Genomic DNA, 22,892 nt, shown 5'->3' with positions numbered 1-22,892 from the left:
AGACACATTATTAGCTCAATGATAAAGGCTCAATCCTCGAATAAAATCGGGAACTGAGCCTTTATTGTGTTTATATCTTACCATCGAGATATACGGAATCGGAAATTAGTGCTTACCACAGCAACCGCCCTCTCCGTGATGATGCTCGTGCTTGATGCCGCCCTCTACAGCCTGATGCTGATCGCGGAGCAGATCATTCACGGTCTTCACTGGGTTGAATGTACCGAGAGGAACCTCTACGAATACTGTATTCCAGTCACTCATCGCACCATTCCAGAGACCTGGCAACTCGAGTGCCTTCAAATCCTTACCATTCTTACTCTTGCTGGAGATGAAACCGGTAGATGGATCAACGAACTTAGGAAGATCGAAGGCATTGCCCTGGTAATCCTTGGTAGCACAGACGAGGTCTACCGGGTTGAAGTGTGTTCCCTCGGTAAACATCTTCATATACTCCTCGTTATTCTTGTCAATCTGAGAGCTCTCCAGAATCTGAAGGCTTACAGTGCCATCCTGATTATAGGTAAGGAATGGACCACCACCAGGCTCGCCTACGTTCTTAACGACACCGCAGACACGCATAGGGCGGTTCAACTTCTTACGCAGATAGATAACCAGTTCGGCATCCTCCAGCTCCTTGATATCAGCCTTGCGGCAGCAGAGGTCGCGCTGAACGAAGCGGATAATCTCCTCCAGCTTCTTATGGTTGTACTGACCAGAATCCAAAACCTCCAGATAATCGAAAGCCTGCTTCTGCAGAGTAACCAATACACCTGCAATCACCTGCTTCCAGGTAACAGTCTCAGCCTTCAGGCGATCAGGAACCACATTGTCTATATTCTTGATGAATACCACATCAGCATCAATCTCGTTTAGGTTCTCGATGAGTGCACCATGACCGCCCGGACGGAACAGCAAAGAGCCATCCTCGTTACGGAAAGGAGTATTGTCTGGATTGGCAGCGATGGTATCGGTGCTAGGCTTCTGCTCTGAGAATGAGATGTTATACTTGATGCCGTAGCGCTGTGCATACTTATCTACCTTCTCGGCTACCATCTGCTTGAAGAGTTCCAGGTGGTCGTGAGAAACGGTGAAGTGAACATTTGCCTCGCCGTTGCTGCTAGCATAGAGCGCAGCCTCAACCAGGTGCTCCTCCATTGGGGTGCGAACCTCGTCCTCATACTCGTGGAACTGGAGTAATCCCTTAGGCAACTGTCCGTAGTTCAATCCCTCTGGCTTGAGGAGATTAGCCACAACAGCCTTGTAATCGCCCTTCTTGATAAGGCACATGATACCCTTCTCGTTGTTTACATGGCACTTGTCGCAGAGTGCCTTGCGGAAAGCAAACTTCTTGATATTCTCGAAGAATTGTTTTTCGAAGTCAGTAGTAGGAACATCGTATGGAGCATCGAGGAATGCAAACATGTTCTTGAACATGCGGCTTGCCGCACCTGAAGCAGGTACGAACTTCACAATCTTGTGACCCTCAGCCTTGTAGTCGATCCACGCCTTCTCGTAGTTCTCTACTTCCTGAGCTGTAGGAGCCATGATACCCTTACCGATGGCAGCCGCACCCTCGAGCTTGAGGAATGGGAAGCCATTCTTGATTTGTTCCAACTGGTGTTCAATCTGCTGCTCGGAGATACCGCGAGCAGCGATTTGGTTTAGATCTTGCTGATTCATAATACCATATTTATGTTAAATTTACACTATATGTGCTACAAAGATACTAGTTTTTTCTGATAATCAGAAATATTTCCGCTTTTTTTTGTACCTTTGCATTGAAAATTTAACGAAGTACGCGGTTTTTAACGCCGAAACGCCATTGTTTGTCAAATTTAAAATGGAATATTGCGACATGGTTAGTAAATTATCAAAAGAGCACGACAGAAGGTCGGGGCTATCACATTACCTCTATGGGGTATCTAACTTGTTCATCAGCGGAACCGGTATAGGCGGATTATCTCCAATGATTACCGGTGACGAGATGGGGGTAAATAATATACTCTGCCTTGTACTTGGAGCAATAGCAGCTTTTGTATTTGCGTATAGTGCAAACAGAGTTATGAAGTATAACGATAAATAAGAAACAATATGGAACTATATACTATATTTATGGGGCTAGGAGCCTTGATAGGTGCCAGCTTTGCCATCTGGCTTAACACTAAGTCTGGTCAGAAGTGGATAGACGAGTTATAATGACTCAATAAATATATCATCAGCAGGAGGGAACGACAATGAACGAAACACCTTTTAAATTCACATCCGAAGAAAAGGAACAGACACTCCAGATACTGGAGCGCCTGAGAACCGCCGTGGGCGACACATTCAAGCCAGGCGACGAGCAGCATCTGCGTGAAGACATACAGCATGCCTTCATCAACCATCAGATTAAGCGCAATGTCTTCGGAATGAATCCAATACTCGCTGCCCTGCAAACCGCAGAAATCGCAGTAAACGAGATAGGTCTGAAACGAGATGGCATCATCGCCATCCTGATGCAGACCAGCGTCATCGATGGTTATCAGACCATCGAAGAGATACAGAAGAAATACGGAGATAGCGTAGCCCACATTATCAGTGGTCTGCTTCGCATCCACGATTTATATAAGCGCAACCCTATCATAGAGAGCGAAAACTTCAGAAATCTGCTTATCTCATTCTCTGAGGATATGCGCGTCATCCTCATCATGATTGCCGACCGCGTGAACGTGATGAGACAGATACGCGATACCAAACAGGAAGAGGCAAAACATGAAGTAAGCGAAGAGGCAAGCTACCTCTATGCCCCACTCGCCCACAAACTGGGACTCTACAAGCTGAAGAGCGAACTGGAAGACCTCAGTCTGAAGTATCTCGAGCACGACGCCTACTATATGATAAAGGACAAGCTGAACGCCACCAAGGCTTCGCGCGATGCCTATATCGCCCGCTTCATCCAGCCAATCCAGGAGAAGCTCGATGCTGCCGGCCTGAAATATCACATGAAAGGCCGCACCAAGAGTATCCACTCCATCTGGCAGAAGATGAAGAAGCAGAAGTGCGCCTTCGAGGGTGTATACGATCTCTTTGCCATCCGTATTATCCTCGATGCACCAAGAGAGAAAGAGTATATGCAGTGCTGGCAGACCTTTGCCCTCATCACCGACATGTATCAGCCAAACCCAAAGCGTATGCGCGACTGGCTCAGCGTGCCTAAGAGCAACGGTTATGAAAGTCTGCATACCACCGTACTGGGTCCTGAAAACAAATGGGTAGAGGTACAGATCAGGACCGAGCGCATGGACGATATTGCAGAGCACGGACTCGCTGCCCACTGGCGCTACAAGGGCATCAAGCAGGGAGAAGGCGGTATCGACGAATGGCTTGCCAATATCCGTGCTGCCCTGGAAAGCAACGATGATCTGCAGCTGATGGACCAGTTTACCACCGACCTGAAGGAAGACGAAGTATACGTGTTCACTCCAAAAGGCGACCTGCTGAACTTCCAGAAGGGAGCTACGGTACTCGACTTTGCCTACTATATCCACTCCCGCATCGGCAATACCTGTGTGGGCGGAAAGATTAACGGAAGAGCCGTCACCTTCCGACAGGAACTCCATTCGGGAGATCAGGTAGAAATCCTCACACAGAGCAACCAGAAGCCACGCCGCGAATGGCTCAACATCGTGCAGACATCCAAGGCTAAGGCCAAGATTCGTCTAGCGCTGAAGGAAACCCAGAAGAAGGACGGCCTCTATGCCAAGGAACTTCTGGAACGCCGATTCAAGAACAGAAAACTGGATATTGATGAGAGCATCATGGCGCGCATCATCAAGAAAATGGGATATAAGGAGAACTCAGACTTCTATAAGGATGTAGCCGAGGAGAAAATCGATGTGAACAGCATCATCGAGAGATACATCGAGGAGCGCGACCACGACCTGAACCTCGCCAATACCAACAAGCCTGCAGAAAGTGCAGAGAATTTCGAGTTTGAGAATCCTACCGAGGAACTGATGAAGCAGAGCGATGACGTGCTGGTTATCGATGAGCACCTCAAGGGCATCGATTTCGAACTGGCTCATTGCTGCCACCCTATCTACGGCGACCCAATCTTCGGATTCGTTACCATCAGCAAGGGTATCAAGGTACATCGCATGGATTGTCCTAACGCCAAGGAACTGCGCCGCCGTTTCGGTTACCGCATCGTGAAGGCGAAATGGAGCGGCAAGGGAACATCCAAGTATGCCATCACGCTCCGCATCATCGGAAACGACGATATCGGTATCGTGAGCAACATCACCAACATCATTTCCAAAGAAGACAAACTCATCATGCGAGGCATCAACATCTCTTCCAAGGATGGTCTCTTCTCTGGCAATGTTACCGTAATGATTGATGATGCCGGAAAGACCGATGCACTCATCAAGAAACTGAGCGCCGTGAAGGGCGTTAAGCAGGTAACGAGAATATAAAACCGGAATACAGAAATACATAAAAAAAATCCCGCAGAGAAAATCTGCGGGATTTTTTTTTATTTCGACTTATTCAAGCGCTTGATCACAGAATAAGCATCATACAAACCAAGTTCTCCTGCCTTTGAAAGATCCTGGATGGCAGTCTGCTTATTGCCACTCTTGGCTCGTGCTATACCTCTATTATAATAAGCCTCTGCAAGGCGGTTATCAAATCTCAAGGCAATGGTATAATCATCTATTGCCTTTGAAAGTTCGTTTCTGCCTGCATGAAGATTACCTCTATTATAATAGATGTAAGCATTGTTGCTGTTCTGGCGGATGGCATCACTGAAATCAGCCTCGGCAGAATGGATGTTCAGAACACCCTTGCCCTCAGCCTTATTAAATTCATCCATCTCAGCCTGGCAGACAGCACGCTGCCAGTAAGCCAAAGAGTTCTTGTCATCGAGCGAGATATAATAGGTGAAATCACTGATGGCAGCCTCAAAATCACGAAGTACACTATGAGCGATGGCCCTGCGCATCAGGAGACGTTTTCTGGTTTCATTATCGCTCGCCACACTCAACTCTGCCGAAAGTTTATCAATCATCGAGAATATCTTCATAGAACCATTCTCATCGAGCTGCTCCTTACTGCAAACGATATAAACCTTGTCTGCCTTGGTATGCTGATTGAGCGCATCAACCTCCTTGTCATAAGCCTGAACTCCATTTACATTCTGATTGTTTGGGAAATAAGAGAGCTGATACATCGGCAGGAAGGCGGTTTCTACCTGACGGTTCTGAACCTTACCACGATACTCGCTCTTATAGTTGTGTTCATACTTCGGTTCGTCATCTACTACCAGCGAAGCAAACTTATTCGGGTCAACCTCAGAGCGCTTACGCATCTCCTTCTTGGTCTTTGCGCTCCATCTCGGCTGGATTCCGATATGCTTGTTCATCTGCGCCTTGAAGATACGGAATTCATCCATCTCTGCCTTGGCTGTCATGCCCAAGCGTCGGTAACAGCTGGCACGGTTAGACAAACCGGTCCAGAAGTTAGGGAACTGGTTGATAACCTTAGTATAATCCCTGATGGCTGCTCTCAGATTACCGGTCTTGTCATGCAATAGAGCTCGGTTGAAGATAGCCATGAAGTTCTGGGGTTCCATCTTGATAATGAAGTCAAAATCGGTGATAGCACGGTTATCATCACCCAACTGTACACGCATCAGTCCTCTATTATAATGAGCCAGGAAATTGTTCGGATCCAGCTCAAGGGCATTGTCATAATCGCTCATCGCCCCCCTGAGATTATTCAGATTAATACGCGCCAAAGCACGGTTAATGTAACTGTTCACATTGTTAGGTTTGAAATGCAGACTCTTGGTCAGCGCCTCATCAGCCGTTTTCCATTCCTTTCTAGCCAGCGCCATATAGGCACGCGTAGTCCAGGCATCCCCATCATACGGATTGAGCTGCAGGCTCTTGTCTAGCCATTTCTCAGCCTGCACGGTATCTTTCTGATGCAGATACACTTCAGCCTTGAGCGAATAAGCATTCGACCAGTCTTTCCATTTTCCCACAATGGTATCCAGTTCCTGCTGCGCCGCCTCATACCTTTTGTTTTCCATCTGGCAGATAGCCCGGTTGAACCAGTAATTTCGGTTGCGCGGTTCCAGTCTGATAGCCTCATTATAGTCAGCTATCGCATCATCAAACCTGTTTTGTCTGATGCGACAGATGGCTCTCAAGTCATAAATATCATTGATATAGGGATTGAGATGCAACGCCTCGCTGGCATCACTTTCGGCACCCGTAAAGTCATCCAGATTAAATTTTGCCACACTGCGGTAATACCAAGGCTCATACAGATAAGGCTTGGCACCTATAGCCAGATTAAAATACTTGATTGAAAGGACGAAATCCTCATAATACAATGCACTCCGACCGGCCGTAACAAGTCGGTCTACACGATATTGGGCAGAAGTCGACATGGCGCCCATTACCATAAAAAGAACTAAGAGAATCTTCTTCATCTGTTCGTAACTCTCTGAAATAAAACCTATTGAATGTAGAATAAAAAAATATAGTAAGCCCAATCGTCACGATTACCATGAAGCTTACTATATTTTCGGAAGAACTATCGACGTATCTTAGTACGATAGGCAGCACGGAAATTGCCCTTGATGATACTCTTGAGCTTTCCTGCTATCATGTTCTTGCGAAGAGGAGACACACGGTCAACAAACATTGTACCCTCCAAATGGTCGAATTCATGCTGCATCACGCGAGCCAGATATCCCCCTATCCACTCATCATGTTCATTAAAATCCTCATCCATATACTTTACATGGATGCGTGTAGGACGAACCACCTTCTCATTGATACCAGGAATAGAAAGACATCCCTCTTCAGAAGAGTCGGTATTTTCCTCATCACGCTCTAGGATATGGGCATTGATGAAAGCATGACGGAATCCTTTATACTCAGGGAAATCCTCGCTGAGCACATCCAGGTCGATAACAACGAGGCGGATAGGCAAGCCAATCTGAGGTGCAGCCAGTCCGATGCCGTTGCTGGAATCAAGGGTTTCATACATATTATTAATCAACACCTTGAGATCTGGATAATCAGGTGTAATATCTTCAGCCACTTTTCTCAGCACTGGCTGACCATAAATATAAATCGGTAAAATCATTATCTTCTTGATTGCAAATAATCCTGTAATATGATGGTAGCACTTATCTCGTCTACCAATCCTTTATTTTCTTTTCTCACTTTCTTCTTTACACCTCCATCAATCATGGCTCTATGTGCCAGGACTGATGTAAATCTTTCGTCATAATATTCAATTGGAATTTCAGGATGAGCCTTTCGCCAACGGTTGTAGAAGTTTTCTACTCTTGCCAGGTTTTCACTTGGCTGCCCGTTAGGTTGCATCGGTTTTCCGATAACAATGCGCTCCACCTGTTCTTTCTGAATATAAGTTTCGATATAAGTGAAAAGTTCATGTGTAGAAACTGTGGCCAACCCATTGGCAATAATCTGCAATGGGTCGGTCACAGCCAGTCCGGTACGTTTTTTACCGTAATCTATTGATAAAATTCGCATTAATCTACGGATATCTTATCCTTATATAATATCAGATTACTTCTTAAGGAGTAACCAAGCATCAGGATACTTACCAGCGCGAAGCTGATTGCGGCTCTTGACAGCAGCAGCCTTATCAGCAAATGTAGAAGCTACCACGCGATACATGTTACGCTCTTTGTTCAGGGCAATCTGAGCATCGTAGCCAGCGCTCTTCAATGTACTAGCCAATCCCTCAGCGTTAGCCTTGAGAGAGAAAGAACCAACTACTACGCTATAGCTTGACAAGCCAGAACCAGAGATGAGAGAAACATCCTCAGAACGAACAGTGGCATTATCAACCTCTGTCTGCTCATCAGAAGGAGCCTGAGTCTCGAGAGGAGCTACAACTGGTTCCTGAGCAACAGGAGCCTGAGCAGCCTGCTGTTCCTGCTGCTGAGCCTTCTCATATGCCTTCTTATATGCACTTTCCTTAGATGTACCACAACTTGCGAGCGCCAAAACTGCGCACATTCCCATGCTTAATACTGTAATTTTCTTCATAATTCTTATTCGTTTTATTGTTTATTATTGTTGTTCATTCAATATAAATTTCGCGTTATGCGTTTTTTACTCTGCGAAAATACAAAAAAATGCCCGAAAAACGAAGAATATGCCGCCTAAAGTTTGTTAAATAAGGCTATTAAAACATTTTTAATGAAAAATTAAGGCTAAAAGGCTTGTTTTTTAAAGAGAATTTAGTATATTTGCATTGTCAAATGAAAATGACAAGAAGATAATCGTTTAACGTTTAAAATTTATAGCATATGAAAACATTAGGTTACATTGGTGCTTTCCTCGGCGGTGCTATCGCTGGTACAGCACTCGGTTTGATTTTCGCTCCTGAGAAGGGTGAGGATACACGTAGTAAGATTGCAGGTGCAGTAGACGATTTCTGCAAGAAGCACGACATCAAGTTGAGCCGTAAGGACGTTGATGATCTGGTTGACGATATCAAGGACGCAGCTCCTGAGGTTTAATCATCACCTATCATGATGTTCTCTAACGATAAAAATGTAGAAACTATCGGGCAGCTCATTGAGGTGCTTAAACATTACATCGGGCTTCAGAGCGAATTTCTGAAGCTCGATGTTGTGGATAAGGTGGTACGCCTGCTTACAGTCATCACCATGACGGTGGTACTCCTGGGCTTACTTACGCTTACCCTCATTTACCTATCCTTTGGCGCTGCTTTTGCATTGGCAGACTTAATAGGTAGTCTGACTTTCGGATTCTGCATTGTTGCTGCAGTATACCTATTTATATTAATATTATTTGTAATTTTCCGCCATAAGTGGATCGAGAGACCATTGGTCAGATTTCTGGCAAGCCTCTTGATGGAAAAATAACCTCCTTTTCGCAACATGACAAATCATTCAGAAATCACAGAATATAATTCCTTAAACGATATCCGACTCAAAAAAGAGGCGATACGCAAGGAAATTGATGCCGATGATGCCAAGATTCAGACTTTATGGAACTCGCTTTTCACAAAACCTGAAATCCTGTCACGCAATGCGAGTCCTAGCAAGCGACTGCAGAGTTTGCTGCAGGTGGGAGCAGGAGCATTCGACGGTGCACTGTTGGCTTGGAAACTTTACCGGAGATTCAAACCTCGGAAGAGATGAATCATATACCATTTTGGGGAAAGGAAAGATGCCTTGGAAAAAGGTATTTTTTAGTCACCAAAAAGGGCATAAAAACAAAAAAGGGTCGCCGCTGCGACCCCAATACCTTGTTAACCTTAAATCTAATACTATGAAAAACACACATGCAAATATAGAAATAATCTATGATACTCGCAAATTTTTCTTAGCAAAAGACCTATTATTTTGATTTAATTAACTTTTATCAACCAGTTTTTAAACCTTTTTCAATAAAAGTTCATCTATTTTCTACATATATCTCCATTCCATCGAAGCCAAATTCAAAGCCTTCGGGCAGCCTTTTATTCGCCTCATCGTGAAAACCTATCTGATGAGTCACATGGATAAAATAAGTATGTTTTGCTCCTATCCTGCGCGACACCTCAATAGCATCAGATACAAGCTGATGGCTGTGATGTGTTTTCTCAAATCTGAGTGCGTTAATTACGAGTGTTTCCACACCATCCAAATAAGCATATTCTTCATCACCCATAGATTTCATATCAGTAATATAGGCAAACTTACCAAACCGATAGCCGAGAATAGGCATCTTATCGTGCATCACACGGATAGGAACAAACTCAATGTCACCTATCTGATAATGCTCATGCGGATGAATGGTATGCAATTTGAGTTTAGGAGCTCCCGGATAGAGTTTTTCTGCATTCTTCGGAAAGCAGTAAGGCATCGTATGAGGCAGCCCCGCAGTAACGATTTCATCGCCATAGATATTGATATCACCAAAGATACAGAAAGGGCGCAAATCATCAATACCACCAACATGGTCGTAATGGATATGCGTAACCAGGACGCCATCTATCTTTCTGAAAGGCACACGTAACAACTGTTGTCGGATATCAGGTCCGGCATCTATCAGAATACGGGTATTCTCCGTTTCTATCATTGCCGCACTGCGCAATCTTTTATCATGCGGATCCGTACTTCGGCACACTTCACAGTTACACCCCAACGAAGGAACACCGCCCGATGTGCCTGTACCTAATAAAGTTACCTTCATTAATTATCAAATATTTTTCCGAAAACAACCGAATTCTTCACTTCACATTCACTTCCGGATGAATCTCTATACCAAACTTCTGCTTCACATCCTCCTGGATGGTCTCACAGAGTTTTACGATTTCCTCGCCCGTAGCACCGCCACGATTCACTAGCACCAGTGCCTGCTTATCATGCACACCGGCCCGTCCCAGACTCTTTCCCTTCCAGCCACACTGATCAATCATCCAGCCAGCCGGAATCTTTTCATGAGATTCATCGATGGTATAATGAGGCATACCCGGATAACGAGCAGCCAGTTCTTCGTACTTAGCCTTCTCTACAATAGGATTCATAAAGAAACTGCCTGCATTACCCAGCACTTTAGGATCAGGCAATTTTGCCTCTCTAATTTCTATGATGACATCGCGAAGCTGCTGGGCTGTAGGCTCAGCAATACGCTTAGCCTCGAGCGCAGAACGGATATTACCATAATCCAGATCCGGACGGAAGGTCTTCTGCAAACGGTAAATCACATGCGTCACCAGATACTTATCCTTCCACTCATGCTTAAATTTACTCTGACGGTAACTATACTCGCAGTCAGCATTATCAAACACCACTACCCTGCCCGTAGCTATCTCAACCGCTTCCACCTTATATATAATATCCTTAGCTTCCACACCATAGGCACCGATATTCTGAACCGCGCTGGCACCTACTTCACCCGGAATAATACTCAGATTCTCCGCTCCATGATAACCATGCTCTACGGCATAAGCTACCACATCATCAAACACCTCGCCACTACCACAGGAAAGGAATACCCAATCCGGATTGCACAAAGCATCATCCCCCTCTGCAGCTGCCAAAGTCTTGTTGTCAAGAACCTCAATACCCATAATAGCCGAATGGAGCACAGTACCTGCATAATCACCAGTCAGCAAGAGATTGCTGCCGCCACCCAGAATGAGCAGCGGCTGATCTGCCTCTGTCAACAAGCCCACTATCTGTCGGGCTTCCTCAACCGATTCATACTCTAGAAATCTGCTGCATTTGGCATCGATGCCAAACGTATTGTGAGCCAAAAGGCTGTAGTTACGAATATCTTTCATATCTGGTAAAACTATTACTACTAACTAAAAAGCTACATATTCAGCTTGATCAGTTCCCATTTTCCTCCAATCTTTTTGAAAGTAAGAGAGGTTTCCATACCATTGGCAATACCACGAATCACGAAGATTTTCTGGTTGCTCTCGGTATATTTCTGACCATAGATTATATTGTAAATCATGCCGTGAGGCAGTTGAGGCGCAAAGGCAGGCCATGTTTCCGGTTCTATATCGCCTGTCATCGTACTGAAATCATCATCAGGATCAGGACCGGTAAACTTCACCGGATTATGGAGGTGGCGAGCCTGGAAAGCGGTATCTGTAGCAAAATGGCCGTAAAACTTCAGAAAACTGCCATTATTATTCTGATACATAGGCTTGTAGCAGATGCTAGTCATCATCCACTGACCATTGATGCGATTAAACACGAACTGCTGAACCGTTTTTCTACTATAGAACACCTTCTCTATTATTACATGATCGATAGTGGTATCCTTCATCAGTTTCATCTGTTTCTGATTATCAAAGATCAGCGTGTAATAATCCTGGCGCATGAAGAAATGTTCCATCTTCCAATGTTTTTTTTCTATCTTCTTGGTCAGTTTCTTACCGTGATATACCGGCAGCGGGAAGACAATACGACTTTTCTGCAACTTTCTGTTAGCTGCAAAATTAAACACGAAATCATCAAAAAGCTCGTCAGCCGCCTTTGGCATCGGAGTCTCCTCTATCAGCTGTTCTGTAGAGTCCATCGCTTGGGTGTCGGCAATCACCGTATCAGATGAAGCCGAATCAATGGCAGGCGCAGGCTTCTTGTCTGTGCATCCCACAGACGTGAAACAAACGATGGTAAGCACCGCCATTAACACCGTTAATAAACAGAGTTTTTTCATAAACCTATTAAATTTCTCAAATTTTCCATGCAAAAGTACAACTTTCTTTTGAATTATTTCATCTTTTAAGCAAAAAATGTTATCTTTGCAGTCAAAAAAGATAAAAATATAGATATGTTATTAGAAAAAATAGACGAACTCTTGAAAGAAGTGAGCACTTTGACTGCCCAAAACGCAGAAGAAGTAGAGCAGCTTCGAATCAAGTATCTGAGCAAAAAGGGCGAGATTAATGCCCTTATGGCCGACTTCCGCACAGTGCCAGCCGACCAGAAGAAAGAGGTTGGTGTAAAAATCAACGAGCTGAAGAACGCAGCCCTTGAAAAGATCAACGGACTGAAGGAGCAGATGGAAGAAGCCGAGGCATCAAGCGATGATATCGACTTGACCCGTACCGCCTACCCTGTAGCACTCGGTACCCGCCATCCACTCACCGTAGTGAAGAATCAGATTATCGACATTTTCGCTCGCATGGGCTTTACCCTTTTCCAGGGTCCTGAGGTAGATGACGACAAGCACGTATTTACGATGCTCAACTTTGCTGCCGACCACCCGGCCCGCGATATGCAGGACACCTTCTTTATAGAGAAGACCAACAGCGACGACGTTACCAAGAATGTGCTCCTCCGCAGCCATACTTCTGGCGACGAGGCTCACTATATGGAAACTCATGAGCCACCTATCCGTGTGCTCTGCCCAGGCCGCGTTTACCGTAACGAGGCTATCAGCGCCCGCGCTCACTGTTTCTTCCATCAGGTAGAAGGTCTCTATGTAGATAAGAACGTAAGTTTCACCGACCTCAAGCAGGTGCTCCTTACATTTGCCCGTGAGATGTTTGGTGCAGATACCAAGATTCGTCTCCGTCCTAGCTACTTCCCATTCACAGAGCCTAGTGCCGAGATGGATATCTCCTGCAACATCTGTGGCGGTAAGGGTTGCAACTTCTGCAAGCATACCGGATGGGTTGAGATTTTAGGTTGCGGTATGGTTGACCCTCATGATCTTGAGGCTTGCGGTATCGACAGCAATGTCTATACGGGTTATGCCTTCGGTATGGGTGTTGAGCGTATCACCAACTTGAAATATCGCGTGAGCGACCTTCGCCTCTTCTCTGAGAACGATACTCGTTTCTTGCGCGAGTTTGAGTCTGCTAAGTAAAAGATACTCAACATATAAATTAATTAATGACTATGAAGAAAAATTTAACTAAACCTGTCATCGCAGTCCTGTTGGGCGCCTTGACATTCAGTTCTTGCATCGGCTCATTTGGCCTGACAAATTCCGTACTAGACTGGAACAAGAGAGCAACAGACAACAAGTTTGTAAACGAGATTATCTTCGTGCTTATCTCTCCAGCTTACGCAGTATGTTCATTTGCAGACCTTCTCGTTATCAACTCTATTGAGTTCTGGACAGGCGACAAGGTGATTGGTCAGGTAGGAACCACTAAGGACGTAATGGGTAAGGATGGTCGCATGTATGCCATCAAGACATTGAAGAATGGCTACGAGATTACCGACCCAGATGGTGAGAAATCATACTTTGTGTTCGACAAGAAGCACAAGAGTTGGTCATACAGCAAGGATGGCGATATCCGTGAGCTTTTCAGCTTCAATGAGGATGGCAGCATCCAGGCTTGCTTGCCAAGTGGCGAGAAGATCAACGTCCCAGCAGATGCCAATGGTTTATACCAGGTTCGCATGGCTATGAATGATGGTTTGTTCTATGCATTCAACAAGTAAATAATCATAACAATTCCAGCCCGATAAAAGTCGACTTTTATCGGGCTTTTTTATAATCTCCTTTCTCTTTTCCTAAGCAAGTTCATAGTTCTCCGTTCCCAACCAAACTCTCCTTAAAATGTCCAAATGCAAAAAAGTGTTTAATACAAAACAAGAAAGTGCCTTCACCACCCTTCACCCGTAACTCTCTGACCATCAAAAGAATCGCCAAAAAGGTGAAGGGTGAAGGTTTGAAAACTCTTTTTTATATATACGCGTGAAGGGTTAGGGTAAAAACCGGAAAAAAGACCCTAGGGTCAAAAATCGGAAAAACCCTAAAATAAAGAATATAATATAAAGATTAAAAATACACCCTTCACCTTCACCTCCCAAAAATCACATCCAAAATCCTGTTCTGCATGCAACAGAAAATCATCTGCAGCAATCTGTGCCGGGATATATAATCTGGAGACAATTCTCTTTCGGAGATATCATTTTATCCTTCGGAGATATTTTCCTATTTATCGGAGATATTATTTTATCCTTCGGAGATAATTTTCTATTCTTCGGAAATATTTCTTCGAATTTCAAGATAAGGCATAAAAATATAATTTTCGCCAACTTTATTTCCCGAATCCACACAATTGTCACAAATCGCATAGCTGTAAAACAGAAAAGAATGTATCTTTGCAGCATCAATCATAAAGGTTGATGTAGATATGGTCTCGTCATGACTGCCAAATCGGGCTGACGCAAATGCATTACAACCAGTGACATTCATCAAAACTTGCAACCATCTACAATATTTTTCAGTTTTTCTCGTTAATAAAAGTATGAAAAATAGATTATTGATACTCACAATATGCCTCATCGCAACCATTAAGATGATGGCGCAGGAGTTTACCCTTCACGGCAAAGTGGTAGACGAGAACAACCAGCCACTGGAGTTTGCCATCGTTTCGGTGGCTAGCCAGGGAAAGACTGCCGTTACTTCGCTCAAGGGAGACTATAGCCTCAAACTGCATTCTGCAGACAGCGTGGTAGTCAAATTCTCATATATCGGCTTCAAGACAAAAACAAAAGTACTGAGAAGACCGCGAGGAAAACAAACCCTGCAGGTGGTACTTCGCGAAGCATCCACCACCCTCGATGAGGTGAATATCAAGGGAGAAAAAATACAGTCGGACCAGATACAGGAACTGAAGACTAAGGACATGAAGATGACGCCATCTGCCAACGGGAATGGGGTGGAAAGTCTGGTTCAGCAACAGGCTGGCGTAAGTACCCACAACGAACTCTCTTCGCAATATAATGTACGTGGCGGTGCCTTCGATGAGAACTCAGTATACATCAACAACGTAGAAGTATTCCGCCCATTCCTGGTTCGCAGCGGACAGCAGGAAGGCCTCTCCGTCATCAACCCTTATATGGTAGATAAAATCGGTTTCTCAACCGGAGGATATGCTGCCAAATACGGAGACAAGATGAGTTCGGCTCTCGACATCACCTACAAAACCCTGAAAGCAAAAAGCAAGAAGCCGGTGGTTGAAGGCAGTCTGGCTGCCAGTCTGCTGGGTGCTGACGCATACATCGGTCTGGGAACCCAGAAACTTTCATGGCTCAACAGCGTGCGCTACAAAACTACCTCTTACCTGCTCGGTTCGATGGAAACCAAAGGCGAATACAAGCCAAACTATCTGGACTATCAGACCTATCTGAGTTACCAGCCCAACAAACGCTGGAAGCTTGACTTCATAGGCTACATCTCTGATAATCACTACAACTTCGAACCGGAAGACCGAGAAACGAAGTTCGGAACAATGGAAAACGTAAAGAGCTTCAGAGTATATTTTGACGGTCAGGAGAAAGACCGTTTCCTCACCTACTTCGGTACACTCGGCATTACCCGACAGTTTACAGCCAACACCAGTCTCTCGCTTCTGGGCAGTGCTTTCTATACCAAGGAACAGGAGAAATATGACATTCAGGGGCAATACTGGCTTGACGAAACCGAAACCTCAGAAAACCTGGGTGTAGGTACCTATTTCGAACATGCCCGAAACTATCTTACGGCTCGCGTGATGAGTGCCAAACTGATGCTCAAGCACAAGGTGAAGAAACATCAGATGGAAGCCGCAGTAAGTCTGAAGCGTGAACATATCGAGGAGAATTCAGTAGAATATGAGATGCGCGATTCTGCAGGATACAGTATTCCGCACAATGGCAAAGACCTCTATATGGTTTATTCACTGAAGGCTCGCAACGAACTGAATGCCAACCGAATGGAAGCTTATATCCAAGACACCTACCGTTTTTCGGGAGGAACAGCCGACAGTACCGGGAACGGACAGACACATTACACTCTGAACTATGGTATCAGAATGAGTCATTGGAACTTCAACAGAGAAACCATCGTGAGTCCTCGTCTGTCGCTCGCCATCATACCAGCCAACCATGAGAATACAACTCTCCGTTTTGCGGCAGGTCTGTATTATCAGGCTCCATTCTTCAAGGAATTGAGAGATACATCTACGGTGAACGGCATAACCATCGCATCGCTGAACGAGAAAATCAAGAGCCAGCGAAGCATCCACTTCATCGCAGGCTACGACTATAGGTTCAAGCTAGGAGACCAACGCTATAAATTCTCTGCCGAAGCCTATTACAAGGCTTTGAGTAATCTGGTTCCTTATTCGGTTAGTAACGTGAAGGTAGTTTATTACGGACAGAACGAATGCAGCGGTCATGCGGCAGGACTCGACTTCAAGCTCTACGGAGAATTTGTTCCGGGTACCGATTCCTGGCTCAGTCTTTCGCTCATGGATACCAAGATGAAACTGGGTGGCAAGAGCATCCCTTTGCCTACCGACCAGCGTTATGCGGTAAACCTCTTCTTCACCGATTATTTCCCGGGCAGCAAAAAGTGGCGCATGTCTTTGAAACTCGCCTTTGCCGATGGTCTTCCTTTTGCAGCACCCCACAGAGAGCTGGAGACCAACAGTTTCCGTGCCACCGCCTATCGCCGTGCAGATATCGGTATGAGCTATCAGCTGCTCGACAACAGCCGCCGGGAGAAGAAGACCTTCCTGAAGAATGTGATGTTGGGGGTAGATTGTCTCAACCTCTTCGGCATAGACAACGTAAACAGCTATTACTGGGTGACAGATGTAACCAGCCAGCAATACGCCGTACCTAATTATCTTACCGGCAGACAGCTCAATGCCCGCATTCTTTTGGAATTTTAGGACCAAATAATAGTGATTTTTCACATTATTCTAAATATTTAACCGTAGATAGTTCGCTATCTGCGTTTTTTTTCGTATCTTTGCGCCCGAATTATGCGATGACGGTTCGTCCGCTCATTCCATGGATTCAGGAAACCATTCTATAAAGAATAAAGAAATAATACATAATAATCAATTATGAGCAAACAAGTAGAAAAGATTAAGGAGCTGATCGCTAAGCGCGAACAGGCTCGTCTTGGCGGTGGCGAGAAGGCCATCGAGAAGCAGCATGCACGTGGCAAATATACCGCTCGTGAGCGTATCGAAATGTTGGTAGATGCCGGCAGTTTCGAGGAGTATGATATGTTCAAGTTGCATCGTTGCACTAACTTTGGCATGGAGAAGAAGCAGTACCTCGGTGATGGTGTTGTAGCTGGTAGCGCTACTATAGCCGGCCGTCTGGTTTACGTATATGCTCAGGACTTCACCGTAAATGGTGGTTCACTCTCTGAGACTATGGCACAGAAGATCTGCAAGGTAATGGATATGGCTATGACTATGGGTGCACCTGTTATCTGTATGAACGACTCAGGTGGTGCTCGTATTCAGGAAGGTATCTGCGCCCTCGCTGGTTATGGTGAGATTTTCGAGCGCAACATCCTCGCTTCTGGTGTCATCCCACAGATTTCTGCTATCATGGGCCCTTGCGCCGGTGGTGCCGTTTACTCTCCAGGTTTGACCGACTTCATCATCATGAAGGAGCAGACTTCTTACATGTTCCTGACTGGTCCTAAGGTTGTCAAGACCGTAACCGGTGAGGACATCGATGCAGAGCACCTCGGTGGTGCATCTGTTCACGCAACCAAGAGTGGTGTTACCCACTTCGCTGCTAAGACTGAGGAAGAGGCTATCGAGATGATCAAGAGCCTGCTCTCTTACATCCCTAGCAACAATACAGAAGAGGCTCCACGCGTAGAGTGCACAGACCCTATCGACCGCATGGACGATACTCTGAACGAGATTATCCCAGACGATCCTAACCAGGCATACGATATGTATAAGGTGATTGGTGCTGTAACCGATAACGGAGAGTTCTTCGAGGTTCAGCCTAAGTTTGCAAAGAACATCATTACAGGTTTCGCCCGCTTTAATGGTCAGAGCGTTGGTATCGTAGCCAACCAGCCAGCAGCTTACGCAGGTGTACTCGATGTAAACGCTAGCCGCAAGGCAGCCCGCTTCGTCCGTTTCTGCGATGCCTTCAATATTCCTATCGTATCTCTCGTTGACGTACCAGGATTCTTGCCAGGTACAGGTCAGGAGTACAACGCTGTCATCCTCCACGGTGCACAGCTGCTCTACGCTTACGGCGAGGCTACCGTGCCAAAGATTACTATCACATTGCGTAAGAGCTATGGTGGTAGCCACATCGTGATGGGTTGCAAGCAGTTGCGTGCTGACTTGAACTTCGCTTGGCCATCTTCAGAGATTGCTGTAATGGGTGCCAGCGGTGCCGTTGCCGTTCTCTGTGGTAAGGAAGCTAAGGCTAAGAAGGAAGCTGGCGAGGATGTAAAGGCATTCCTGGCTGAGAAGGAGCAGGAGTATACTGACAAGTTTGCTAATCCATATCAGGCAGCTCAGTATGGTTACATCGATGATGTCATCGAGCCACGTAACACCCGTTTCCGCATCTGCCGTGGTTTGGCTCAGCTCGCTACCAAGCGTCAGAGCTTGCCAGCTAAGAAGCATGGCTGTATGCCAATGTAATATAGAAATGTTGAATGTTGAGTGTAGAATGTTGAGTTATATACAGACTCAACATAACAGAAGGGCGCAAGCCTAATTCAACACTCAACAATCAACACTCAAAATTAAAGTAAAAACGAATGGATAAGAATATTTATGCTGCGATTGCCATGGCACTCTATGAGTATCAGGGCAATAACGTACACGACAAGGAGCCTGGCATCATCACTATCAAGCCACGTCAGACGATGTGGAACGCCAAGTTCTTGAGTTTAACAGCTAAACCATAATGTAATAGAAATGAAAGAGTTTAAATATACAATTGACGGAAAAGAATACAAGGTTCAGATTGACGCTGTTGAGGGTAACATCGCAAGCGTGAACGTGAATGGCGAAGCTTACAAGGTTGAGATGGAACAGGAGGCTGAGCCAGAGAAGAAGAAGGTTGTGCTCGGTCAGCCAGCTGCTGCATCTGATGATGCTGAGGCTACTCCAGCTGCCAACGTAAATACAGCCAACGCTGTAAAGGCTCCTCTCCCTGGTACTATCACCAGCATCGAGGTGGCTGTTGGTCAGGAGGTAAAGGCAGGTGATACTGTTGTCGTTCTCGAGGCTATGAAGATGCAGAACAACATCGAGGCTGAGAAGGATGGTAAGGTTACTGCTATCTGCGTAAAACCTGGACAGGCTGTGCTCGAAGAGGATGCACTCGTAGTTATCGAGTAAATCAAGAATTAGAGAATTATACTTCCAGATTCGGGATTATAATTCGGGTTCTTATAAAGAATATCAAAGGTCGCAAGCAATCATAGCTTGCGACCTTTTTCTATATATGTACAAATCCCGCAGGACCGTTCAGTCTCTGGCCTTTGGTTCTTACATATTTCAGGAACTCAACCACCACAGGGTTCTTGGGTTTACCGGCAGTTACGAGATAGAGATTCCGGGCTGGCGGTGCAGGATATTTTCCTATGGCGATGGCATCCATCAGTTTATCCAGCGTATCATAGAATTTCTCATCTGCATCCAGTTTTCCATTCCCGTTTACATCTATCGGAACGATGGCGATACCCTTCGTAGGCTTATGCGTCTTGTCGTTGTAGGCGTAACCGATGTTGTTGAATCCGATGCCGTTCACATCCTTCTGCAAGGTCTCTGCAACGCCCGGATCTCCGAAGACGCCCGTTCCCTTCAGGTCTTCCTGCTTCTTTCCCAGAAACGCAGCCCAGGTCTCGGCAGCACCACAGGCATCGCTTCGGGTGTAGACATTCAGTCGGGTCTTTCCCTCCCATATCGCCAGTGCCTGCTTCTGGCTCAATCCCGTCTTCAATAATTCCCGATATACCGGATTGCTGGCGTTGATGGTTGCCACTACCGCATCCTTTGCCACAGCATACGCCAGGGCACCTTTCTCCTTCTCCTGCGGCTTTAGTTCTCGGCTCACCATCGCAATATCTACCTGGTCGGCAAGAACATCGGTAATTCCCTTTCCTGCTCCACCAGCCGAGATATCAATATCCACATCGGGGTGAAGGCGATGAAACTCATCTGCCCACTGTATCGCCAGCGGATAAAGGGCGAAAGCACCCGACAACGTAATGTAACCACTCAGCACCTGCTTGCCGTCAGCACTACGCCTCACCTCTCCCCTACTTCCGCAACTCGCTAACAGTAAGGAGGTTCCTATCACTATCATTCCTATGATTTTCTTTCTCATATCTATACCTTATTATATATAATACTAACTGGCTGCAAAGGTATAAAGATTATGCAGATGGGGCAATACCACAATCGTACCATTCCCATATACCACATATAGGGTATGAAATTACCCCATATAAGGTATTGCCCAATAAGCAAAATCGTCGTACCTTTGCAAACGAAAATAAGAAGTATAAACGCTGAGGATTACACCTTATTATATATAGGGAGTATGAATCTTAAAATATAGGAGATTTAGATATGACTACAAAGTTTGTTCACAACAATCATGCACAGCTCGACACCAAGAACTTGAATGTATATATTAATGGTGCACAAATCTTGAAAGATGTAAATGTAAGTATTCCTAAGGGAAAGATTACTTGCATCATCGGTCCTTCAGGCTGCGGCAAGTCTACGCTTCTCCGTACCTTCAACCGATTGAACGACCGCGTGGAAGGTTTGAAGATGAATGGAGAGGTGAATCTCGGAGACAATAACATCCTCGAGGCAAGCAGCAGCAAACTCTCTGAAGTGCGCCGCAACATCGGTCTTGTTCCTCAGCGTCCATGCCCTCTCCCTATGAGCATCTACGACAATGTGGCTTACGGTTGCCGCATCCATGGTATCCGCAACAAGAAGAAACTGGACAGCATCGTAGAGCATTATCTCAAGGCAGTAGGTCTCTGGGAGGAAGTGAAGGATAGACTGAAGAGTCCGGCTTCCAAGTTGAGCGGCGGTCAGCAGCAGCGCCTCTGTCTGGCACGCAGCCTTGCCGTAGAGCCTAGTTATCTGCTTGCAGATGAGAGTACTTCCGCCCTCGACCCTATCAGCAGCAAGAAGGTGGAGCAGCTCTTCACCGAACTGAAGAAGGATTACAGCATCGTGATGGTAACCCACACCCTTCGCCAGGCTCTCCGTATCGCCGACCACGTCATCTTCATGTATCTGGGTGAGGTGATTGAAGAAGGAAGCGCTGAGGAAGTATTCCATCATCCTAAGCACGAGCTGACACAGGAATATCTCAACGGCGCTTTCAGTTAAGTGAAACGGCACATTCAGCTAAAAAGAAAATAACAACATAAAATTTGAAAGAATATGGCACAGATTATTGTAAACGACGAAAAGCAGGAAGTATCTCTTCCTTTGACATTGGCAGAACTCATTAAGATCAACAAGGTGTTCCAGCCAGAGATGGTAACTATCCAGGTGAACGAGGACTTTGCTGAGAAAGAAGACTATGAGAAGATTCAGCTCAAGGACGGTGACCGTGTAGATTTTCTCTACTTCATGGGAGGAGGCGCCTGCTAAAAAAGTAAACAAGTAGTACAATAAAAGGCTTATTAGGCAGTTCTTATATATAAGATTACGTCGGTCGTTAATGTACGTTTTTTGTATCGTTGACGCATTTAATAAGTTACAGTATTCATCCATAAAAGAAATCAGAAACAAGATGATAGATTTAACAGAAGAACAGATAGAGAGATACAGCCGCCACATCCTCCTTCAGGATGTAGGACTCGAAGGTCAGGAGAAACTTCTCAATGCCAAGGTGCTCATCGTAGGTGCCGGTGGCTTGGGCTCTCCAGTTGCCCTCTACCTCGCTGCAGCAGGTGTGGGACATATCGGTATCGTGGATGCTGACGTGGTAGACCTCAGTAACCTGCAGCGCCAGGTGATTCATCAGACCAAGGATCTGGGCACTCCAAAGGTGGAGAGCGCCAAGGAGAAGATGATTGCCATCAATCCGGATGTGGAAGTGACCACTTATCACGACTTCCTCGATTCTCACAATGCCGAGGAAATCATCAAGCCATGGGATTTCGTCATCGACGGAACAGACAACTTCCCGGTAAAGTTCCTTATCAATGATGCCTGCGTACGTCTGGGCAAAGCCTTCTCGCATGGCGGCATCTTGAGATTCCAGGGACAGACCTTTACCCACTTGCCAGGCACGGCATGTTACCGTTGCTTCTTCAAGGAACCACCTCCAGCAGGCGCAGTTCCTACCTGTAGTCAGGCAGGCGTTCTGGGAGCCATCGCCGGTATGCTCGGAACCATTCAGGCAGCAGAGGCTTTGAAGTACTTACTCGGTGTAGGCGATTTGCTCACCGACCGATTGCTCACCTTCGATGCCAAGACGATGAACTTCCGCACCATCAAGGTGAAGAAGCGTGCATCCTGCGAAATCTGCGGCGACCACCCTACCATCGACCATCTCATCGATTACGAGCAGGCAGCCTGCGATTTGAAACACCACTAAGATTTAGTGATTATTTATTAGT

23 protein-coding genes are annotated in these 22,892 nt (G+C 45.7%); 14 read left to right on the top strand and 9 right to left on the bottom strand.

Translation table 11 applies throughout. The features are described 5' to 3' along the window. Nucleotides 1-105 precede the first annotated feature (105 nt). On the bottom strand, nt 106-1,683 hold the full coding sequence (locus ONT18_RS02540) for a DUF4301 family protein (protein WP_264903871.1): 1,578 nt from the start codon (nt 1,681-1,683) through the stop codon (nt 106-108). 175 nt (nt 1,684-1,858) lie between these two features. On the opposite strand from ONT18_RS02540, the gene ONT18_RS02535 reads away from it, so the two are divergent. Together ONT18_RS02535 and ONT18_RS02530 are read left to right on the top strand one after the other, a co-directional pair. Then, entirely contained in the window at nt 1,859-2,086 is a 228-nt protein-coding gene (locus tag ONT18_RS02535) for a hypothetical protein (RefSeq protein WP_147379999.1), read from the top strand. Nucleotides 2,087-2,237: 151 nt separating this feature from the next. Further along, nucleotides 2,238-4,457, top strand: coding sequence for a RelA/SpoT family protein (locus ONT18_RS02530; RefSeq protein WP_153093366.1), 2,220 nt, complete (start codon nt 2,238-2,240; stop codon nt 4,455-4,457). A gap of 59 nt (nt 4,458-4,516) precedes the next feature. Here the strand turns inward: ONT18_RS02530 and ONT18_RS02525 are convergent, their stop codons facing one another. The 4 genes from ONT18_RS02525 to ONT18_RS02510 form a co-directional block, all read right to left on the bottom strand. Further along, on the bottom strand, nt 4,517-6,481 hold the full coding sequence (locus ONT18_RS02525) for a tetratricopeptide repeat protein (RefSeq protein WP_264903870.1): 1,965 nt from the start codon (nt 6,479-6,481) through the stop codon (nt 4,517-4,519). A 104-nt stretch (nt 6,482-6,585) separates the two neighbouring features. Continuing rightward, entirely contained in the window at nt 6,586-7,143 is a 558-nt protein-coding gene (def, locus tag ONT18_RS02520; RefSeq protein WP_022121616.1) for a peptide deformylase, read from the bottom strand. Next, on the bottom strand, nt 7,143-7,556 hold the full coding sequence (ruvX, locus tag ONT18_RS02515) for a Holliday junction resolvase RuvX (RefSeq protein ID WP_006846875.1): 414 nt from the start codon (nt 7,554-7,556) through the stop codon (nt 7,143-7,145). The genes def and ruvX overlap by 1 nt, the downstream gene beginning before the upstream one ends. A 36-nt stretch (nt 7,557-7,592) precedes the next feature. Beyond that, nucleotides 7,593-8,078: an SPOR domain-containing protein gene (locus ONT18_RS02510; RefSeq protein ID WP_153113618.1), complete on the bottom strand. Its 486-nt coding sequence runs from the start codon at nt 8,076-8,078 to the stop codon at nt 7,593-7,595. 263 nt (nt 8,079-8,341) lie between these two features. On the opposite strand from ONT18_RS02510, the gene ONT18_RS02505 reads away from it, so the two are divergent. The 3 genes from ONT18_RS02505 to ONT18_RS02495 are packed head-to-tail and all read left to right on the top strand — an operon-like array spanning nt 8,342 to nt 9,202. Then, nucleotides 8,342-8,554, top strand: coding sequence for a YtxH domain-containing protein (locus tag ONT18_RS02505; protein WP_006846877.1), 213 nt, complete (start codon nt 8,342-8,344; stop codon nt 8,552-8,554). A gap of 15 nt (nt 8,555-8,569) precedes the next feature. Further along, complete coding sequence (locus tag ONT18_RS02500) at nt 8,570-8,923, top strand: phage holin family protein (RefSeq protein ID WP_119229521.1); 354 nt, start codon at nt 8,570-8,572, stop codon at nt 8,921-8,923. A 15-nt stretch (nt 8,924-8,938) separates the two neighbouring features. Next, complete coding sequence (locus tag ONT18_RS02495; RefSeq protein WP_022121618.1) at nt 8,939-9,202, top strand: hypothetical protein; 264 nt, start codon at nt 8,939-8,941, stop codon at nt 9,200-9,202. A gap of 256 nt (nt 9,203-9,458) precedes the next feature. On the opposite strand, the gene ONT18_RS02490 is transcribed toward ONT18_RS02495, so the two are convergent. The 3 genes from ONT18_RS02490 to ONT18_RS02480 are packed head-to-tail and all read right to left on the bottom strand — an operon-like array spanning nt 9,459 to nt 12,221. Continuing rightward, on the bottom strand, nt 9,459-10,238 hold the full coding sequence (locus ONT18_RS02490) for an MBL fold metallo-hydrolase (RefSeq protein WP_118065425.1): 780 nt from the start codon (nt 10,236-10,238) through the stop codon (nt 9,459-9,461). Nucleotides 10,239-10,275: 37 nt separating this feature from the next. Beyond that, a complete protein-coding gene (murB, locus tag ONT18_RS02485) occupies nt 10,276-11,331 on the bottom strand; it encodes a UDP-N-acetylmuramate dehydrogenase (protein ID WP_264903869.1) in 1,056 nt (351 codons plus the stop codon). 32 nt (nt 11,332-11,363) lie between these two features. Continuing rightward, nucleotides 11,364-12,221, bottom strand: a complete 858-nt coding sequence (locus ONT18_RS02480) for a DUF4348 domain-containing protein (RefSeq protein WP_264903868.1) — start codon at nt 12,219-12,221, stop codon at nt 11,364-11,366. A 114-nt stretch (nt 12,222-12,335) separates the two neighbouring features. Between ONT18_RS02480 and pheS the strand changes: the two genes are divergently transcribed. From pheS to ONT18_RS02450, 6 genes are all read left to right on the top strand, one after another. Next, nucleotides 12,336-13,376 (top strand): phenylalanine--tRNA ligase subunit alpha, encoded by a 1,041-nt coding sequence (gene pheS, locus ONT18_RS02475; protein WP_118079092.1) that lies wholly within the window; start codon nt 12,336-12,338, stop codon nt 13,374-13,376. Nucleotides 13,377-13,408: 32 nt separating this feature from the next. Next, entirely contained in the window at nt 13,409-13,960 is a 552-nt protein-coding gene (locus ONT18_RS02470) for a DUF3332 domain-containing protein (RefSeq protein ID WP_040552794.1), read from the top strand. A gap of 812 nt (nt 13,961-14,772) precedes the next feature. Further along, nucleotides 14,773-17,184 (top strand): TonB-dependent receptor, encoded by a 2,412-nt coding sequence (locus ONT18_RS02465; protein ID WP_118140723.1) that lies wholly within the window; start codon nt 14,773-14,775, stop codon nt 17,182-17,184. A 177-nt stretch (nt 17,185-17,361) separates the two neighbouring features. Then, the gene (locus ONT18_RS02460; protein ID WP_117726979.1) at nt 17,362-18,927 is read left to right on the top strand and encodes an acyl-CoA carboxylase subunit beta; all 1,566 of its coding nucleotides are present in this window, start codon (nt 17,362-17,364) and stop codon (nt 18,925-18,927) included. Between the two features lie 119 nt (nt 18,928-19,046). Continuing rightward, nucleotides 19,047-19,196 carry a hypothetical protein gene (locus ONT18_RS02455; RefSeq protein ID WP_176425588.1) on the top strand — a complete coding sequence of 50 codons (150 nt, stop codon included), beginning with the start codon at nt 19,047-19,049 and terminating at the stop codon, nt 19,194-19,196. Between the two features lie 10 nt (nt 19,197-19,206). Further along, nucleotides 19,207-19,632, top strand: coding sequence for a biotin/lipoyl-containing protein (locus tag ONT18_RS02450; protein WP_022120280.1), 426 nt, complete (start codon nt 19,207-19,209; stop codon nt 19,630-19,632). Between the two features lie 100 nt (nt 19,633-19,732). On the opposite strand, the gene ONT18_RS02445 is transcribed toward ONT18_RS02450, so the two are convergent. Continuing rightward, on the bottom strand, nt 19,733-20,623 hold the full coding sequence (locus tag ONT18_RS02445) for a PstS family phosphate ABC transporter substrate-binding protein (protein WP_264903867.1): 891 nt from the start codon (nt 20,621-20,623) through the stop codon (nt 19,733-19,735). 245 nt (nt 20,624-20,868) lie between these two features. On the opposite strand from ONT18_RS02445, the gene ONT18_RS02440 reads away from it, so the two are divergent. The 3 genes from ONT18_RS02440 to ONT18_RS02430 all read left to right on the top strand — a co-directional run bounded on the left by ONT18_RS02440 (nt 20,869) and on the right by ONT18_RS02430 (nt 22,870). Then, nucleotides 20,869-21,651 carry a phosphate ABC transporter ATP-binding protein gene (locus ONT18_RS02440; RefSeq protein ID WP_264903866.1) on the top strand — a complete coding sequence of 261 codons (783 nt, stop codon included), beginning with the start codon at nt 20,869-20,871 and terminating at the stop codon, nt 21,649-21,651. A gap of 54 nt (nt 21,652-21,705) precedes the next feature. Then, nucleotides 21,706-21,918, top strand: coding sequence for a sulfur carrier protein ThiS (thiS, locus tag ONT18_RS02435; protein WP_153113610.1), 213 nt, complete (start codon nt 21,706-21,708; stop codon nt 21,916-21,918). 142 nt (nt 21,919-22,060) lie between these two features. Beyond that, complete coding sequence (locus ONT18_RS02430) at nt 22,061-22,870, top strand: HesA/MoeB/ThiF family protein (protein WP_234563743.1); 810 nt, start codon at nt 22,061-22,063, stop codon at nt 22,868-22,870. Nucleotides 22,871-22,892: the final 22 nt, after the last annotated feature.

This window comes from Segatella copri, assembly GCF_026015295.1.
Taxonomy (GTDB): Bacteria; Bacteroidota; Bacteroidia; order Bacteroidales; family Bacteroidaceae; genus Prevotella; species Prevotella copri_C.
This window is presented reverse-complemented; position numbering and strand designations above follow the sequence as displayed.

Bases quoted from the DNA above. Each gene is read 5' to 3' on its own strand.
- ONT18_RS02540 (WP_264903871.1), bottom strand. From the start codon at position 1,683: ATGAATCAGCAAGATCTAAACCAAATCGCTGCTCGCGGTATCTCCGAG.
- ONT18_RS02535 (WP_147379999.1), top strand. From the start codon at position 1,859: ATGGTTAGTAAATTATCAAAAGAGCACGACAGAAGGTCGGGGCTATCA.
- ONT18_RS02530 (WP_153093366.1), top strand. From the start codon at position 2,238: ATGAACGAAACACCTTTTAAATTCACATCCGAAGAAAAGGAACAGACA.
- ONT18_RS02525 (WP_264903870.1), bottom strand. From the start codon at position 6,481: ATGAAGAAGATTCTCTTAGTTCTTTTTATGGTAATGGGCGCCATGTCG.
- def (WP_022121616.1), bottom strand. From the start codon at position 7,143: ATGATTTTACCGATTTATATTTATGGTCAGCCAGTGCTGAGAAAAGTG.
- ruvX (WP_006846875.1), bottom strand. From the start codon at position 7,556: ATGCGAATTTTATCAATAGATTACGGTAAAAAACGTACCGGACTGGCT.
- ONT18_RS02510 (WP_153113618.1), bottom strand. From the start codon at position 8,078: ATGAAGAAAATTACAGTATTAAGCATGGGAATGTGCGCAGTTTTGGCG.
- ONT18_RS02505 (WP_006846877.1), top strand. From the start codon at position 8,342: ATGAAAACATTAGGTTACATTGGTGCTTTCCTCGGCGGTGCTATCGCT.
- ONT18_RS02500 (WP_119229521.1), top strand. From the start codon at position 8,570: ATGTTCTCTAACGATAAAAATGTAGAAACTATCGGGCAGCTCATTGAG.
- ONT18_RS02495 (WP_022121618.1), top strand. From the start codon at position 8,939: ATGACAAATCATTCAGAAATCACAGAATATAATTCCTTAAACGATATC.
- ONT18_RS02490 (WP_118065425.1), bottom strand. From the start codon at position 10,238: ATGAAGGTAACTTTATTAGGTACAGGCACATCGGGCGGTGTTCCTTCG.
- murB (WP_264903869.1), bottom strand. From the start codon at position 11,331: ATGAAAGATATTCGTAACTACAGCCTTTTGGCTCACAATACGTTTGGC.
- ONT18_RS02480 (WP_264903868.1), bottom strand. From the start codon at position 12,221: ATGAAAAAACTCTGTTTATTAACGGTGTTAATGGCGGTGCTTACCATC.
- pheS (WP_118079092.1), top strand. From the start codon at position 12,336: ATGTTATTAGAAAAAATAGACGAACTCTTGAAAGAAGTGAGCACTTTG.
- ONT18_RS02470 (WP_040552794.1), top strand. From the start codon at position 13,409: ATGAAGAAAAATTTAACTAAACCTGTCATCGCAGTCCTGTTGGGCGCC.
- ONT18_RS02465 (WP_118140723.1), top strand. From the start codon at position 14,773: ATGAAAAATAGATTATTGATACTCACAATATGCCTCATCGCAACCATT.
- ONT18_RS02460 (WP_117726979.1), top strand. From the start codon at position 17,362: ATGAGCAAACAAGTAGAAAAGATTAAGGAGCTGATCGCTAAGCGCGAA.
- ONT18_RS02455 (WP_176425588.1), top strand. From the start codon at position 19,047: ATGGATAAGAATATTTATGCTGCGATTGCCATGGCACTCTATGAGTAT.
- ONT18_RS02450 (WP_022120280.1), top strand. From the start codon at position 19,207: ATGAAAGAGTTTAAATATACAATTGACGGAAAAGAATACAAGGTTCAG.
- ONT18_RS02445 (WP_264903867.1), bottom strand. From the start codon at position 20,623: ATGAGAAAGAAAATCATAGGAATGATAGTGATAGGAACCTCCTTACTG.
- ONT18_RS02440 (WP_264903866.1), top strand. From the start codon at position 20,869: ATGACTACAAAGTTTGTTCACAACAATCATGCACAGCTCGACACCAAG.
- thiS (WP_153113610.1), top strand. From the start codon at position 21,706: ATGGCACAGATTATTGTAAACGACGAAAAGCAGGAAGTATCTCTTCCT.
- ONT18_RS02430 (WP_234563743.1), top strand. From the start codon at position 22,061: ATGATAGATTTAACAGAAGAACAGATAGAGAGATACAGCCGCCACATC.